The following is a 13,896-nucleotide window of genomic DNA, read 5'->3' as shown; positions in this document are numbered from 1 at the left end:
ATGAGGGAGATTCTTCGCCAGTATGCTGCCGGCTATGCCAAGTCGGAAGAGCAGCTTACCTTGATGGAGGATGATCAGAGCAGCATCCACTACCCGGAGGTATACTTGTTCATAGGCGACAAGACATCGTCCGCCATCGAACCGATCATGGAAATACAGGACCGCAAATGGGATAACAGCGCCAGCGTCGTTTATTTTCATGTAGGCACGGACCGGAGCGAAGGACGAGGGCCCCAAGGCCCCGGACTCTCCGGTCGGCTTCACAGGTACCACCTGCAGCTGCCGGTGTCAGACGCCGCATCCAAATCGATGCGGAAGGAGCTGTACCAGAGCTTCTATCAGAACCAGCATTATCTGTCCGGGTTGAATCAAGCGATTCGGAAGTTAAGCCACCATATTTCAGACTTTGGACGCAGCTATGCTTCGTTTGACCGGGTTCATCTGTCTGTCATTACACGGGTCGATGACCCGTTTAATGTATTTATCCCGGAAATTTCATTGCTGGCCGAATCCATATTCCAGCAGTCGTTCAAGTCGGTGCAGATGGATTTGTATGCGCTCATTAATGAAAGGGAGCAGATTGAATCCTACGGTTATGCAAGCTCTGTAGGCGTTGCGTTTCTGCGGGAACTGGAGCTGATGCAGAGCAGGGAATACAGCTTCTCCGCGCCGCTGCAGGTAACGGAGGACGGGCTGACGATTCCGGTCGTCCACCCGGCATCCCCATTGTTTGATCTCGTCTATGTGCTGTCCGACAAGAATGAACGCGGCATCTCGGGTTACGCCGGCATGCAGGATATCTACGATATCATCTGCCACCTGGGCCTGCTCAAGAACCGGAAGCAGAAGGACGAGACCTATGACGGGATCCGAGGCATTTACAACAATACGTCATTCAAAAGCAATATCATGACCGAATCCGGCCGCCAAGGCTGTGTCTCCGCCGGCTTTGCCCGGGTGAAGAGGCCCAATGAGCCGATTGCGCTAACGGTCCTTTACCATCTGTGCCGCGGACTGCTGCTTCGCATGAAGAACAGGCCGGAGCCGGAGGTTCATGAATGCCTGGCCTATTTCGGTCTCGACTCGGAGGCCGTAACGGCAAGAGCGGACCGGATGCTGCCGGCCCCCGAGCATCTGGACGGACTGAAAGGCATGATGTCGCATCCCGTCAGTTATGCCGGGCTGAAGCGAATGAATATTCGCGAGGCGGAAGAGGCGCTCTTCGGAGATGGCTGCCGGCAGTTTTTTCGCGACAATTACGAGCTGGCGGCCCGAAAGAGACTGAGCGATATGAGCACCGCAGAAGAACTGCATGATGCGCTGCGCCGCTCTTTGGCGACTCACCCGCAAATCGGTTGTTATCAAATTGCAGCGTGGACGAGCGATAAGGCCGGAGCGGGCATTGTGCTTGAAGCGGTTCGATCCCGGATCCGGGATCTCGGCAGCTTGCTTAAGACCGAGCAGGACGGACTAAACCGCTATTATGAGGAAAGCGTCGAAAGCCAGCCGTTTAAGAAGCTTCCTTTTCGGGATAAACAGAATGTGCGCCATTTCATTCGATATTTCGTGGGCGAGGTCTATCGGCGCAAATATGAGCTGCTGCAGCTGGAAACGGAGCTTGAGCTCTACAGGCTGTATGAGACGGAGCTTGAACGTATTCACCGTCAGTACAAACAGCAGGCAGGCATGCTGGATCAGCTGGAGGCGGAGCTGCTGGAGGCGGCCCGTTCCAGCATCCGTGCCGCAGACGATTATATCGGCCAGAACCTGATGGAGTATTACGGCCTCGTGACGGAGGAGCTGATGCTGGAGCTGGAGAGCAAGCGCGGCGAAGGCGTATTCTTCGAGGAACGGTATGTCGGCAATCTCTCCATCGTTACGCATGAAGGGATCGAACCGATCATGTCGAACATGATCCGGGTCTGTCTGAGGGATCTATTGACGGCAGAGCCGTTCGTGCAGACCTTCGAGGAAGAACTGCTGCGGAGGGCGAACGTCACCATCGACTACCATAACAAGCAGGTGCTGGCCAAGGAAGACCTGTTTAAGGTGTTATACCGGATGCTGGAGGAGAACTCCGTTACGCTGGTCAGGCTGCTTGATTATACGCAGGAGCATCGGTATGAGGAAAAATATTTCTTCGGCGATGCCGACAGCGAATTCGTCCGCTATGCGATCCATGCCGATGAAGCTTTACGGGTGTACAAGCTGGGCATCGTGCACGAGAAGCGCTCCAGCGGGGTCGAGAAGCTGAACCTGATGGGAGGTTTCCATCTGGAGGATCTGATGTATTACCGGAATGGCAGAACCTACTACGAGACCTACACGGCAAATGGTTATGAATTTCATGGCATGGAACCGGCGCAGCTTCCCGAGCTGCGTTAGCGTTCTTCGATTCTGATACAGAGAGTAGGCGTGTATTGTGCAACGAAAATTAAACCCTCTCCTGCTGCTGCTTAGCCTGGTCGGTGGGGGACTCGGATTTGCCATTGGGGAGTTTTTGCTTCGCCAGTGGGGGACAGGGCTTCCTGTCATCGTGGTTACGGGGATTTATTTCGGGATTCTGGCCTTATGCATCGGCTTGGCCTGTTTAATCGCAGAACTGATCTCCCCCCGTTTGAGCGGAAGCTCATGGAGACAGCGGTACACGGGCACATCATGGAAGCTGCTGATTCCATCCACGTTGGTGGCCCTGTTCCTCCTTGGCATGCTGTTTGAATGGGCGTACCAGTTGAACCCGGGCAGCGCCAAGCCCGTGAAGGATATCGTGCTGGTCATTGACAATTCGGGCAGCATGAACGAGACGGACCCGAATCAGGACCGGTACACGGCAGCCAAAAATCTGATCAACCGCATGGATCGGGATAACCGCGTATCCGTGATGGTGTTTGATCATGCAACAACGTTACTGCAGCCGTTCACGCGCGTGAAGAACCAAGAAACCAAGGATGAGATCATTGCGGAAATCGACGGTTTGGCAACGAACGATGGCGGTACGGACATCAGTCTTGCGCTGGAGGATACCATGTCGCATATTCAGGAAAGCCGGGATGCCGGCAGAAGCGCCATGGTCATCATGCTGTCGGACGGATTTAGCGAAACCGACCATGATCGTGTGCTTGCGGAGTACAAACAGCAGCAAATCGCGGTAAATACGATTGGCCTCAGCCTTGTCAACCCGGACGGTGCACAGCTGCTTCAGACGATTGCGGCGGAAACGGGCGGACAATATTACGACGTTCAGCATGCGGAGGATTTGTCTTTCGTTTTCCAGAAAATCTATGACGACGTTGGAGACCGTTCGCTGTTGACGAAACGTACGGGCGCTATGGAAGACAGCGTGTATCATCAGATCGGAAGAATCGCTGCGATGCTGCTCATCGGCGCTGCCATGGGCCTGGCCCTCGGCACGGTGTTTGACAATCGCCATCTTGCGCTGAGCTTCAGCATCGGCGGCGCGGTATCGGGCGTACTGGCAGGCGTGGTTCTGGAATACGGCCTCTCCGGCGAGGAAATCGGGGATGCCTCCGTTCGTCTGATTGCCTGCCTTTTGCTCGCGGGGATCATCGCTTTGTTCACGCTGGTGATTCCGGTTAAGGAGAGCAGCAAGATCATCCGCAACGTGCAGCGGCCGGGCCGAACGGGAAGAGGGCAGCGGCCGAATGATTCAACAAGCCGAGGATTTTAAAGCAGGGGGCGTTCGAGATGCGGTTTAAACATGCGGAGCCCGGAGAATGGGTCATTCAGGGATTAAGCTATCAACTAGACGATGGTTACTGCACGCTCCGCTGGAGCTGGCCGCCGGGTCTTCAAGCGGTATACATCCACCGTGCGATGGACGACGGATTCGGCCAGCCTGCAGGCGATTCGCAGCCAGGCGGGATGCGTCTATACACCCGTGACGAGTATAAGGCGAACAACGGGTACCGCGACCGGCTGGAGGGGATCGGTCAGATCACGTACACGGTCTACGCCTTGTCTTCCGAAGACGGAGAGATGGCGTTAATCAGGCAGGAGGATGAATCGAACCGCATTCGGTTCAGTACCGGCAAAGCGAAACTGGTCTACTCCATTCGCGAAAAAAGCCGCTGGCTGCAGCCCTATAAGACGATCGAAATCCAGGTGACGGCAGAGGTGCCGGTACCGAAGGAAGCTTTATGTTACGTGAAGAAGCAGGGCGCTTATCCGGTCAACAAGGAAGACGGCATCTTGTACCCGTTCGTGACGGATTTTGCTGCCGGACGCAACGAACTGCCTGCGATCGAGGTGGGCAAGAACGATTACGTTCGCCTGTTTTTTACGGACGGCAAGAAATACGGACAACGATATGAGCTGGTGTACAGATAGATAGAGACAAAAAGAACACACGGTTAACCATGTGAGCGCATTCGTGTGTATTTTTTCATAGGGTTCAGAGGGAGGTACGAAAGATGGGCATTTTTGATATATTCAAGAAAAAACCGGAGCCGGAGCCAAGGCCGCTGTTCTATGATATTGTCTGCCCTTACTGTTTCAGTAAGTTTGCTCCGAAGGAGGTCGTCTTCCGGGCTGCCCACGACCGCGAGGATGACGAGGATTATGCGCTTGGGGAAGATGAGGAGCTGAATCGGTACCGTGAACGCTTCGGGCTGGATTCGGTGTATGATATCGAAGCGATCATCCGTCCGAGCGACATCCCGGAGGAGCAGCACATTTATTCGGAGCACGTCCTGGTTGGATTGAATGACCGTTACGGCATCGTCACGCGCAGACGGCTGTGCCCGAAATGCCACAATGAGCTGCCGGTTACCGCCGGGAAGGTGCCAAGCAACATTATCTCGATTATCGGTGCTTCGCAAGTGGGCAAATCGGTTTATATGACTTCGCTGATTCATACGCTTCAGCATACGACGGCAGATCATTTCGATGCGGCCTGCATGCCGCTGAATGCCGAGATCAGCCGCAAGTTCCGCACCGGCTATGAGGAGCCGTTGTTTGAACGCGGGGATTTGCTGGCGTCTACACAGAAGGAGAAAATGCAGGAGCCTTTTATTTTCCAATTCGTGTTCAAGGATGAGTCGAAGCCGCCTTTGACGCTCGTATTTTTTGACGTGGCTGGCGAGGGCATGGTGGATGAGGATTATTTGGGGCTGCACGGACAGCATATCAAGAATTCCGCGGGCATTCTGTTTATGGTGGATCCGCTCCAAATCCGCTCCATTCGGGAAAAAATCCGTTTGAAATTCGGCGATCAGCCCGGGGAGTGGGTATCCCAGTATGATGAGCCGCGGGATGTCGTGCTGACCATGTTCGGCGATTTCATCGCGTATGAGGACAAAGGCAAGACGGATATTCCAACCGCCGTCGTCTTGACCAAGAGCGACATGCTTCACGCGCTTAAGGATGAGGATGGCGAATATGTGAAGCTGAACAGCAATATTTTTAACAATGTGGTGCACCGCAAGTTTTTGAATTTGACCGAGTTTGAAAATATTGACGGCGAAATCCGCCGTTTTATCGAAAAGGTCGACCGTCCGTTCAAAGGGACGATGGATGTGTACTTTTCGAATACCGCCTATTTTGCCGTGTCGGCACTGGGCAGCAACCCTGTCGATCAGAAGCTGCAGAGCGTGGTCAGCCCGATTCGGGTGGATGAACCGTTCATCTGGCTTCTGTACAAGCTGAAGTACATTCAGGGGAGGGAAGACTAGTGCCGGAATTCCCAACCCGAAACATACAGCAGCAGATGTACACCCGTGAGCGGCGAGGCATATTCCGCTCGGCCGAAGGTTTTGACACGGTGGCCCGTTCGTCCGGATTGGAGGCTTCCTTTATTAAAAAGGTACTGCATCCCTTCTGCCAATACGAAGCACCTGCCGAGCTGACGGCGCGCAGTGAACGGGACGCTGCGTCTTATCCGGCTGCCCTTCATCTGTTCCATACCGAATCAGGGGAAACGGTGCTGGGTCGAAGCGTGTTTCAGCCTGCGGATTTCACGGGGCTGCGCAGCGCCTTTTTTACGCATCATTACGTCGTTCCGGAAGGCTTCCATCGAGATGATCATAACGCTTACCGGACATGGCTTCAGGCCGCTTTTGCCGATCATTACGATATCGAAGAGGGCGTCGATCTGCCGCAGCTTCCTGCGATTCCGGTACAGGCCGATTCCCGGGCCGCTGTCTCGTCCGAGAGGACGCCGGCCTTGCTGGAGGAGCTCGGGATCAACGAGAAAGTATTCAAGCAGCTGATCTATGCCTGCATATCCGCGGCTGCCGGGAAGAAAAAGGTATACATCGTTCTGGATGTCCCGGTGGAACAGTTGTCCGCGAAGGCGGAGCAGCTGCTCTTTGTGCTGTTTGGCCGATTGCCCTATGCGCTGCGCCGGGTGCTTGGATTCGTAACTTATGCCAAGGAGCCGCAGAGCAAGAAGGGGCTTCATCTCATGTTCGTGGAGAAGGGCAGCCTGCGCCTGAATGACCGGAGCATCGAGAAGGATTATTTGTTTGAGCTCGCAGCAGGCCGGGTCATCAATGCCGATCTGAAATGGTCCGAGCAGCCTTATCTTGATTTTGCTTGGGATACGCTGCTGGACCCGGATCGGTCCGAACGTTTTTTTGCCTTCGCCGAGCTAATGCTTGCGGACATGGAGCCGATACATCAGATCTCGCTGGACAGCTATGATGATTTATGCATGCTGTTCCAGATCGAAGAAGGCCATGAAGGCCTGTACCATGAGCATAAGCATGCCGTGCTGCGTGCTTCACTGCTCTATCTGCAGCCGGCAGGCGCCCTGGATGCGAAGCAACGTCTGGATCAGCTGTTTCTTGCCCTGTTTGCCAAGGAGTTCGAGCTCGTCAAAGGCGGGCATGTTCCGGATGCCGCGATCGCGGGATTCCTGAAGGATTATCATGGCATCAATCCCCGGCAGCATAACGATTGGATCGTGGAATATTTTATCCGCTCCTTAAATAATGCTTTATCGAAGCAGCGTCAGGATACGACCATGGCGATTTACGAGCTGCTGGAGAGCAGCCCGTCTTTAAGCCGAGCCTTTTATGCGAGGGTGCTGACCAGTCCGGGGCTGCCGGCGCTGATGTTCGATCCCTACATGAAAACGCGCATGAAGCAAGCGGCAACGCCTGCAGACCTCGTGGATTTGATCGGCTTGTGGGTTCGGAATCACCCTCTCCTGCTGGAGCAGGAGAATTATGTCCGGCTTGCGGAAGCCCAGCTTATCGATAAGCTTCAGCAGGATTCGGATCCGGTGAGAACGGTCAATGCCGTACTGGATCAATTGGATGCGCTGGAACGCGATCCGCAAAAGGGAATCGGCCGTTATCAAGGCGGACGTGCCTTTGCGGACCGGATGATCTATGCAGCCAATCTCTTTCTCTTGCGTGAGCTGGAGCCTGAGCAATTAAGCCAGAAGCAGTTGATGGACATCGGGTTCCTGCAAATGCCGAAGGAGTTCAAAGGCTGGGTAGAGCGGTTCGATTCCCGGATTCGGTCCAAAGCCGCGGTCATGCTGGCCCTTCACCAGTGGTCCGGCCATGAAGAGGTTAGAGCGGAAGTGCTGGCGGAACTCTCGGCAGAGGAACGGGAGCGCACCCAGCATATCATGCGGAAGTGGCTGCAGCATCATGTGGAACCGTCCAATTTCGAGAGCATAACCTTGGCTTTCTGCACGGATATCAATTCCAGTGCGGTAGACTATCGGAGCTTGCTGGATTACTTGCACAGATACGGCAAGAGCCCGGACGTGGTATACCAATATATTCAGTGGTCTGCCGAGCAGCCGGTATTCGTTAGACCGCGCGGACTTGTTCCCGCTTATGCCGCCGCCATCATCGATTATTTCAAAATCCACGACCGCGAAGCCTTTAAAAATAAGGATTACGTAAAAACTTATTTCAGTTCGCCTGCACCCATCCTCAAACCGGTGTATGCGCAGGTTAAGGCCGAGTTGGCTTCGCCGTTGGTGCGATGGTTTCGCCGGCATTCGCGGTTCGTAAAAATCACTTCTTCCTTGCTTGTGGTAATCGTTGTTGCTGGCGCTGCCTTCATGATGATCCAAAACGGCAAAGGTCCCGCGGACGGCGATGCCGATCCGAATCCGGCCGTTACGCCGCCGGTTACGGTACCGCCGGCTTCTTCCGAGACCGTAGACGAGCAGCCTTTATTAACGGCGACGGTGGTGGAGGAAGGGGAGCAGGGGGGAAGCACCGATCTGAATTTCCATTTTAAACAGCCGGCGGCTTGCCGGGATTTCAGTGTGGACAAATTACAGATTATAGGCAAGGATGGAAGCACGCTGCTTGAAGCGGCCAGTCCTGAATTATTGCGGGTGTGCGCGGATGAAACCACAGGGGAAGCCGATGCTGCTGATCCGTCAGGATCCGAGACGGATTCATCCGGGAACCAAGCGGATCCGAATAGCGGGACAACAGAAGGGGAAAACACGTCTGATCCTGTTGAAGGTGAGGACGTGGAGTCCTCGGATAACGTCGGTACCACTCCGGCAAACCCGGCTGATACGAGTCAGGTCGTCGTGAAGCTGGATCAACCGCTTGACGTGTCCCTGATCGGGAAGGTCGTTGTGGATGGCGTCTCGTATGAGCTGTCCGACGAAAACTCGCTTTCGGAAGAGCAAGAGCAGACTCCCGAGAATGAGACGGATGAAGGGGTTTGAATTATAGAACGAGCAGACGAATGATTGTCTGCTCGTTTTTTTTCGCGCCACTATGTATGCACGACCACTTATTCATGCTGGCGACAGATTTGTTCTTCTCTTTCGAGGTTTTGTACGGTTGCATAGGTGTTGCCCCATTCACACATGGTATGTAGTACAGGCACGAAGGATTGGCCCAGCTCAGTTAAACTGTATTCTACCTTAGGCGGTACTTCTTTAAATACTTCTCTTCGGACAAGCTCATCTTTTTCCAGCTGCTTTAATTGCTCGGTTAAGACTTTCTGCGTAATGGTCGGCATGAGCAGGTAGAACTCCTTAGTTCTCCTTGGCTTTTGACTCAGAAAGAAGAGAATTAAGCATTTCCACTTTCCTCCTACCGTGTTCATAAAAATATTGATTCCCGTATTGAGGCTGTTCATTATGTAATCCTCCTGAATAGGCACATAAAGGTGGCTAACCCACTTTATTGTGCGTTATTTTCTGCCACTGTACGGTCCATTATAATCGGAATGTGAAGCAAATAAAACATTTGGAGTGAGCACAATGAGTGTGAGAGAGATATTAGAGCAAAGACGTTCTGTCAGGCATTATGACCCCCATTATAAAATGGAATCGGAAACGTTGGCGGCTTTGATTGAAGGAGCCAGTAAATCGCCCAACGGAAACAATATTCAAGCCACACGGTACCTGGTTATCGACGAACCGAATTTAAAAAACGTGTTACTCCCCATTGCCTTTCATCAGCAACAGGTAATAGAAGCGTCGGCTCTAATCGTTGTACTGGGCGATTATCAAGCATTTGAAAAAGAGAATATTATACATATCCATGAAGAAGGATTTCAAAAGGGTTATTTTGACGCATCATTAAGAGATTATTTAGCCAGCGCGGCTATTCAATATTATCTAAATAAATCCAAAGAAGATTTAAAGCTCGAATTAGTAAGAGACGCAAGCCTGGCGTCTATGTCGTTAGTCTTACTGGCGAACGAGGCGGGTCTCCATACGATTACCATGTCCGGGTATGATTCCGAACAATTAAAGTCAGCCTTACAGATTTCTGACAGGTATGAAGATGTGATGCTTATAGCCATTGGGAAAGGAATTAAACAAGGTCATAAAACCGTTAGACACGATGTGGGCAAAATCATGTATACAAACAAAATATAATTCATGGCATGAAATATTGGCTCGCTTGTTGTTTGTTCATGCAGCGGGTGGAACAAAATAGGATAAACATCCGTCTAATAGTTACGCCGTCTCCGACGCATTTCTATTAGGAGGGAATAGAAGGATGAGAAAAGGCCTGGTTGCTGCAGCACTTTTAGCGGTATGGATCGTGTCAGGTTGTTTCGAGAAGGTACAGGCAGTTCCGATCATAGATGAGGCTATGGATGTGATCAGCCAACATGGTGGAGGAGCGGGAGGAGTATAAGCGACGGCCTGCTGTGCAAGGATATTACGAATGAGGACCAGGCGATGTCACTCGGCTGCTAGTTCAACCATCATAAGCAGCCGATCACAATGACCGGCTGCCGTTTTCTTTTAGATTGAGTTTTTCGGTTTGCATAAACTTGCGTTTGAGTCTGATGTTATTTTGAAGAAAGAATGGTGAAACGACTACGGAACATGGTTATCTCCAAAATGTAATCTTGTCAGGCTCTAATCGAACGGACTCATGCCCATCTTCTTTGGCTTTTCCTAATGAAATGACCATGACTGGAGCATAGCGTTCTTCATCTACATCGAATGCTTTTGCTAACTGATCAGCTTCAAAGCCTGCCATTGGATTCGTGTCATACCCATGCGCACGAGCTACTAACATGAACTGCATGGCAAAGAGGCTGCTATCGATTTTTGCAATTTCAACTTTCATTTCTCTTGATAGAGTCGGAAACAGGGATAGAATGGTTTCGAGTTGACGATCTCGTACTTCTGCCGGCATTTTTCCTTGTTCCACAGCTGTATTGTAAATTTCTTCAGCATATAAATAGCTTTGGGTATCGCCAAAAATCAATAACATGGCTGATGAAGTATCATTCTGTAACGTATTGAACCTCACAAGAGGTCTTAGCTTTTCTTTTCCTTCCGGAGTATCGACCACAATTACACGCCAAGGCTGCATATTTGCAGAGGATGGAGCCAAACTGGCTTCCGAAATCATGTCGCTCATCTCTTCTTTCGATATTTTATAGTTCTCATCATAATTGCGGACAGAACGTCGGCCCATAACGATATTGGCGAAATCGTTGTTTTGAATATGGTTAAACATAGAACCTCTCCTTTTTGATAACATCGATTTTTTTGACATTGTGGATGTCGTTCGTTATCATATTTCGTATTATGAACTATGAACCTAGGTTTATAGCAAGAAATAAAAGAGGTCCTATGATGAAAATAAACGAAGTTTCAAATTTAACGGGTCTGCCCATATCAACGTTGAGATTCTATGAACGTAAGAACCTGATTCCGGACACATTTGTTAAACGAGATGCAAATAATTATCGAATTTATTCCGAAGAGATTGTGGAGTTTCTAGATGATGTGAAGGTACTTTTATCGGTAGATTTTTCTATAGAAGAATTAAGTTTGTTAGTCAATCAACAACTTAACTTGTCGTACGAGGCAAAGACGAAAATGGTAGAAGAAAAAATCAAAGAAATTGAAGAGATCCAGAAGCGATTGAAAAAGTCGAAGACATTCTTGAATGCCGTCTTGGAAGGAAAGGCGAATTTTCAAACCAAGTGTTAAAGTAAAAGTATGTGAACGATACGATAAGGGCTGCGATATCTTTAGGGATGCTCGCAGCCCTTTCATGTACACGCGGAATCACTCATGGATGTGCCAAATCATGAACTAACAATCTTCGTAACACCATACATTGATCTGGTTGCCATATGGATCGTAGGTGTGGAACATGACAAGAAACTTCGGATTTCCGGCAAAATCGGTAACCTTCCATCCTTGTTCCCGCAAACGTTTATGAGTCTCAAAAAAGTCCGCCTTCTTCCGTATTACCCAATAAGGCCTTGCAGCTACAGTAAGTGCGTCCTTCGTTCGGTCTGCCCGAACGGTTTCCAGATAGAGCGGTGCGCCCTCGGCGGTGATAATTACGGTCGCGGAGGTTCCATCCTCACTGACCCGTTCGACTCTGCCGCCCAGATTAGCCTCGTACCACGCAATGGCTTCATCCAGCCGGTCAACGCCAAAGCGGGGGATCGCTTGGAACGGAAAGCGTGCGTCCGGTGCTTTAGCAACCAACGCCTCCGTACCTGGCTCCGGTTCGATTGCCGTTAAGCGGTTGCCAGCCGGATCGAAGAAATCGAAGGTACGGTCAAAGGGGCCTTGGGTCACATCGGTCACTTGAATATCCTGTTCGCGAAAATAGGCGTGTGCAGCTTCAAGATTCGTTGCGGTGAAGCAGAAGCGAACATTTCCGTTTTGTCCCCAATCGACTGCAAAATGCGGGTGGTCATGCTCCACCGACTTGATATGTATGCATCCCAGTGCCGGGAAAGTAAGGGTGGCCATTTTTTCGACCGGGTAATCCTCTTCGTATGTCACTTTCAGATCCAAATGCGTGCTATACCATTCGATGAGTTCCTTGAACCGATCCCATGGGGCAATGATAAAACCTCCATCGAAATCATCCAGCCGTAATCCAACCATTCGCTTGATCCTCCTATAAGAAAGTTTTGGAAAATGGAACAATCCCAGTATAAACCTTCAAGTAACTTGAAGGTCAAGAGAAGCGAGTTTGCATGACAGGAATCATGATTTCGAATATAGGAGAATCGGGATAATGCCGCTCCAGCCGCTTGCCCGCAGGTTCGAAACCGAACTTCTGAAGGAAGCGGATCGTTCGCATGCATGCGAAGGTGTCCTCCCATGAGCTGTCCACCGATACGAACAAGGTAGGGGGGATGGACTCCAAATAGGCTTCGGAGGGTGTCTTCGGAGGCGTTGGCTTCCGAGAGGATTCCGTACAAATTTGATATCCGACTTCAATTAGCACCGCGTGCGGGAGGGAGTCCATCACCTTGATCAAGCTGGAGCCTTGCGTGCGAATGTTGAGGTCATGGAGTCTGGCTGCCGCTTGTTTCATTTCCCGCGAATAAGAGTTTACTGGTTTGTCTACCAAAAACGGCTGCCATATCACGGTTAGGGGTTGTTCCCAATTGATGAGATGCAGACTGCCGCGACCCGGTTCCATCCCGTTTAAATATTGACTCGCAATTTGGACGGAGAGTAGACGTGCCTCAGCTTCCCGCCGCCAGCGCGCAAGCAGCTCGGAACGCGTACTTTCCTCGGCTTCAAGGAAACACCGGATATCCCCAAGGCTGATGCCTGATTGACGGAGGCTGTTTACAAGCTTGGCTTCGTGAATTTGGTGAAATCCATAATACCGGTAACCGTTCTCTAGCCGTTCAGCCGGAACCAGAATCCCCTTGGATTCATAGAAACGAAGCGCACTGGGGACCATGCCGGTGCGTTCTGCGAATTGAGCGATGCTCATCATGGGCGTTCACCTGTTATTTTTTGTGAATAAAATTGCCTCCATATCATACCATAAAGATTGCTAGAATCGTGGCGTGGATCCTGAAGAATACGTAGGATATAAGATAGGGAGGTGCGAAACAATGTCATATCAAAAAGCCTTTGAGGCCTACATAGCGGCGACGAATACGCATGATTTTGATCAGGTAGCCCGGCTGCTCGATGAGGGAGCGGTGTATTGGTTCTCGGACCGGAGCTGCTGTTGCCTGGAGGAAATCAGGGCCTATTTCGAGCACGCTTGGGACGTCATCCGGGATGAGGTCTACCGGGCGGAGGACGTGGTGTGGATTGCGACTGATGTACATTCGGCTGTCTGCATTTATACTTATCACTACGAGGGGTATTTTCAGGGGGAATACATGACCGGGAGCGGGAGAGCAACGAACGTATTCGTTCGAGATGCCGACGGAGTATGGAAATTAAAGCATGAGCATCTAAGTTCAATTAGATGAATCGGCCGTCACCTGTTACATAGGAAACAGAAGAAGAGCCTTTCGAGGGCTCTTTTTTTTGGATTGAATTTATTAACAGAATATAAAATTACAAGAATTTATCCCATCTCTATGGAAATGTATCCCTTCTCAATCGATGGCGCAGGTTCCATGATACAACTATATGAATATGGATTGAACAACATGGATTTCATTGAAAGGGGGCCGTAGTAGAGCGATACA

Annotated in this window: 13 protein-coding genes; 9 read left to right on the top strand and 4 right to left on the bottom strand. The window is 50.9% G+C overall.

Annotated features, from left to right (window positions below):
* The 5 genes from RB298_RS08515 to RB298_RS08495 all read left to right on the top strand — a co-directional run bounded on the left by RB298_RS08515 (position 1) and on the right by RB298_RS08495 (position 8,668).
* Positions 1-2,385, top strand: coding sequence for a transcription initiation factor TFIID (locus RB298_RS08515; protein WP_486046784.1), 2,385 nt, complete (start codon positions 1-3; stop codon positions 2,383-2,385).
* 37 nt (positions 2,386-2,422) lie between these two features.
* The gene (locus RB298_RS08510) at positions 2,423-3,688 is read left to right on the top strand and encodes a vWA domain-containing protein (RefSeq protein ID WP_015737598.1); all 1,266 of its coding nucleotides are present in this window, start codon (positions 2,423-2,425) and stop codon (positions 3,686-3,688) included.
* A 17-nt stretch (positions 3,689-3,705) separates the two neighbouring features.
* Entirely contained in the window at positions 3,706-4,347 is a 642-nt protein-coding gene (locus tag RB298_RS08505) for a beta-mannanase (protein WP_213580918.1), read from the top strand.
* 83 nt (positions 4,348-4,430) lie between these two features.
* Positions 4,431-5,690 carry a hypothetical protein gene (locus RB298_RS08500; protein ID WP_009589557.1) on the top strand — a complete coding sequence of 420 codons (1,260 nt, stop codon included), beginning with the start codon at positions 4,431-4,433 and terminating at the stop codon, positions 5,688-5,690.
* Complete coding sequence (locus RB298_RS08495) at positions 5,690-8,668, top strand: GAP1-N2 domain-containing protein (protein ID WP_486046781.1); 2,979 nt, start codon at positions 5,690-5,692, stop codon at positions 8,666-8,668. Before RB298_RS08500 ends, RB298_RS08495 begins: the two co-directional genes overlap by 1 nt.
* Positions 8,669-8,736: 68 nt before the next feature.
* Here RB298_RS08495 and RB298_RS08490 read toward each other — a convergent pair whose 3' ends face one another.
* Entirely contained in the window at positions 8,737-9,087 is a 351-nt protein-coding gene (locus RB298_RS08490) for a winged helix-turn-helix transcriptional regulator (protein ID WP_096776861.1), read from the bottom strand.
* A gap of 124 nt (positions 9,088-9,211) precedes the next feature.
* Between RB298_RS08490 and RB298_RS08485 the strand changes: the two genes are divergently transcribed.
* Complete coding sequence (locus RB298_RS08485; RefSeq protein WP_096776862.1) at positions 9,212-9,835, top strand: nitroreductase family protein; 624 nt, start codon at positions 9,212-9,214, stop codon at positions 9,833-9,835.
* Positions 9,836-9,959: 124 nt separating this feature from the next.
* Entirely contained in the window at positions 9,960-10,100 is a 141-nt protein-coding gene (locus RB298_RS08480) for a hypothetical protein (protein WP_192570495.1), read from the top strand.
* A 198-nt stretch (positions 10,101-10,298) separates the two neighbouring features.
* Here the strand turns inward: RB298_RS08480 and RB298_RS08475 are convergent, their stop codons facing one another.
* Positions 10,299-10,937 (bottom strand): nitroreductase family protein, encoded by a 639-nt coding sequence (locus RB298_RS08475; RefSeq protein WP_096776863.1) that lies wholly within the window; start codon positions 10,935-10,937, stop codon positions 10,299-10,301.
* A gap of 119 nt (positions 10,938-11,056) precedes the next feature.
* On the opposite strand from RB298_RS08475, the gene RB298_RS08470 reads away from it, so the two are divergent.
* Entirely contained in the window at positions 11,057-11,416 is a 360-nt protein-coding gene (locus RB298_RS08470) for a MerR family transcriptional regulator (protein WP_486046778.1), read from the top strand.
* Between the two features lie 105 nt (positions 11,417-11,521).
* Here the strand turns inward: RB298_RS08470 and RB298_RS08465 are convergent, their stop codons facing one another.
* Positions 11,522-12,334 carry a VOC family protein gene (locus RB298_RS08465; protein WP_096776864.1) on the bottom strand — a complete coding sequence of 271 codons (813 nt, stop codon included), beginning with the start codon at positions 12,332-12,334 and terminating at the stop codon, positions 11,522-11,524.
* 73 nt (positions 12,335-12,407) lie between these two features.
* The gene (locus RB298_RS08460) at positions 12,408-13,184 is read right to left on the bottom strand and encodes a helix-turn-helix domain-containing protein (protein ID WP_096776865.1); all 777 of its coding nucleotides are present in this window, start codon (positions 13,182-13,184) and stop codon (positions 12,408-12,410) included.
* A 121-nt stretch (positions 13,185-13,305) separates the two neighbouring features.
* On the opposite strand from RB298_RS08460, the gene RB298_RS08455 reads away from it, so the two are divergent.
* Entirely contained in the window at positions 13,306-13,674 is a 369-nt protein-coding gene (locus tag RB298_RS08455) for a YybH family protein (protein ID WP_486046775.1), read from the top strand.
* The last annotated feature ends 222 nt before the right edge of the window (positions 13,675-13,896 follow it).

This window comes from Priestia sp. BR_2 (genome assembly GCF_041954005.1).
Taxonomy (GTDB): Bacteria; Bacillota; Bacilli; order Paenibacillales; family Paenibacillaceae; genus Paenibacillus_AQ; species Paenibacillus_AQ lautus_A.
This window is presented reverse-complemented; position numbering and strand designations above follow the sequence as displayed.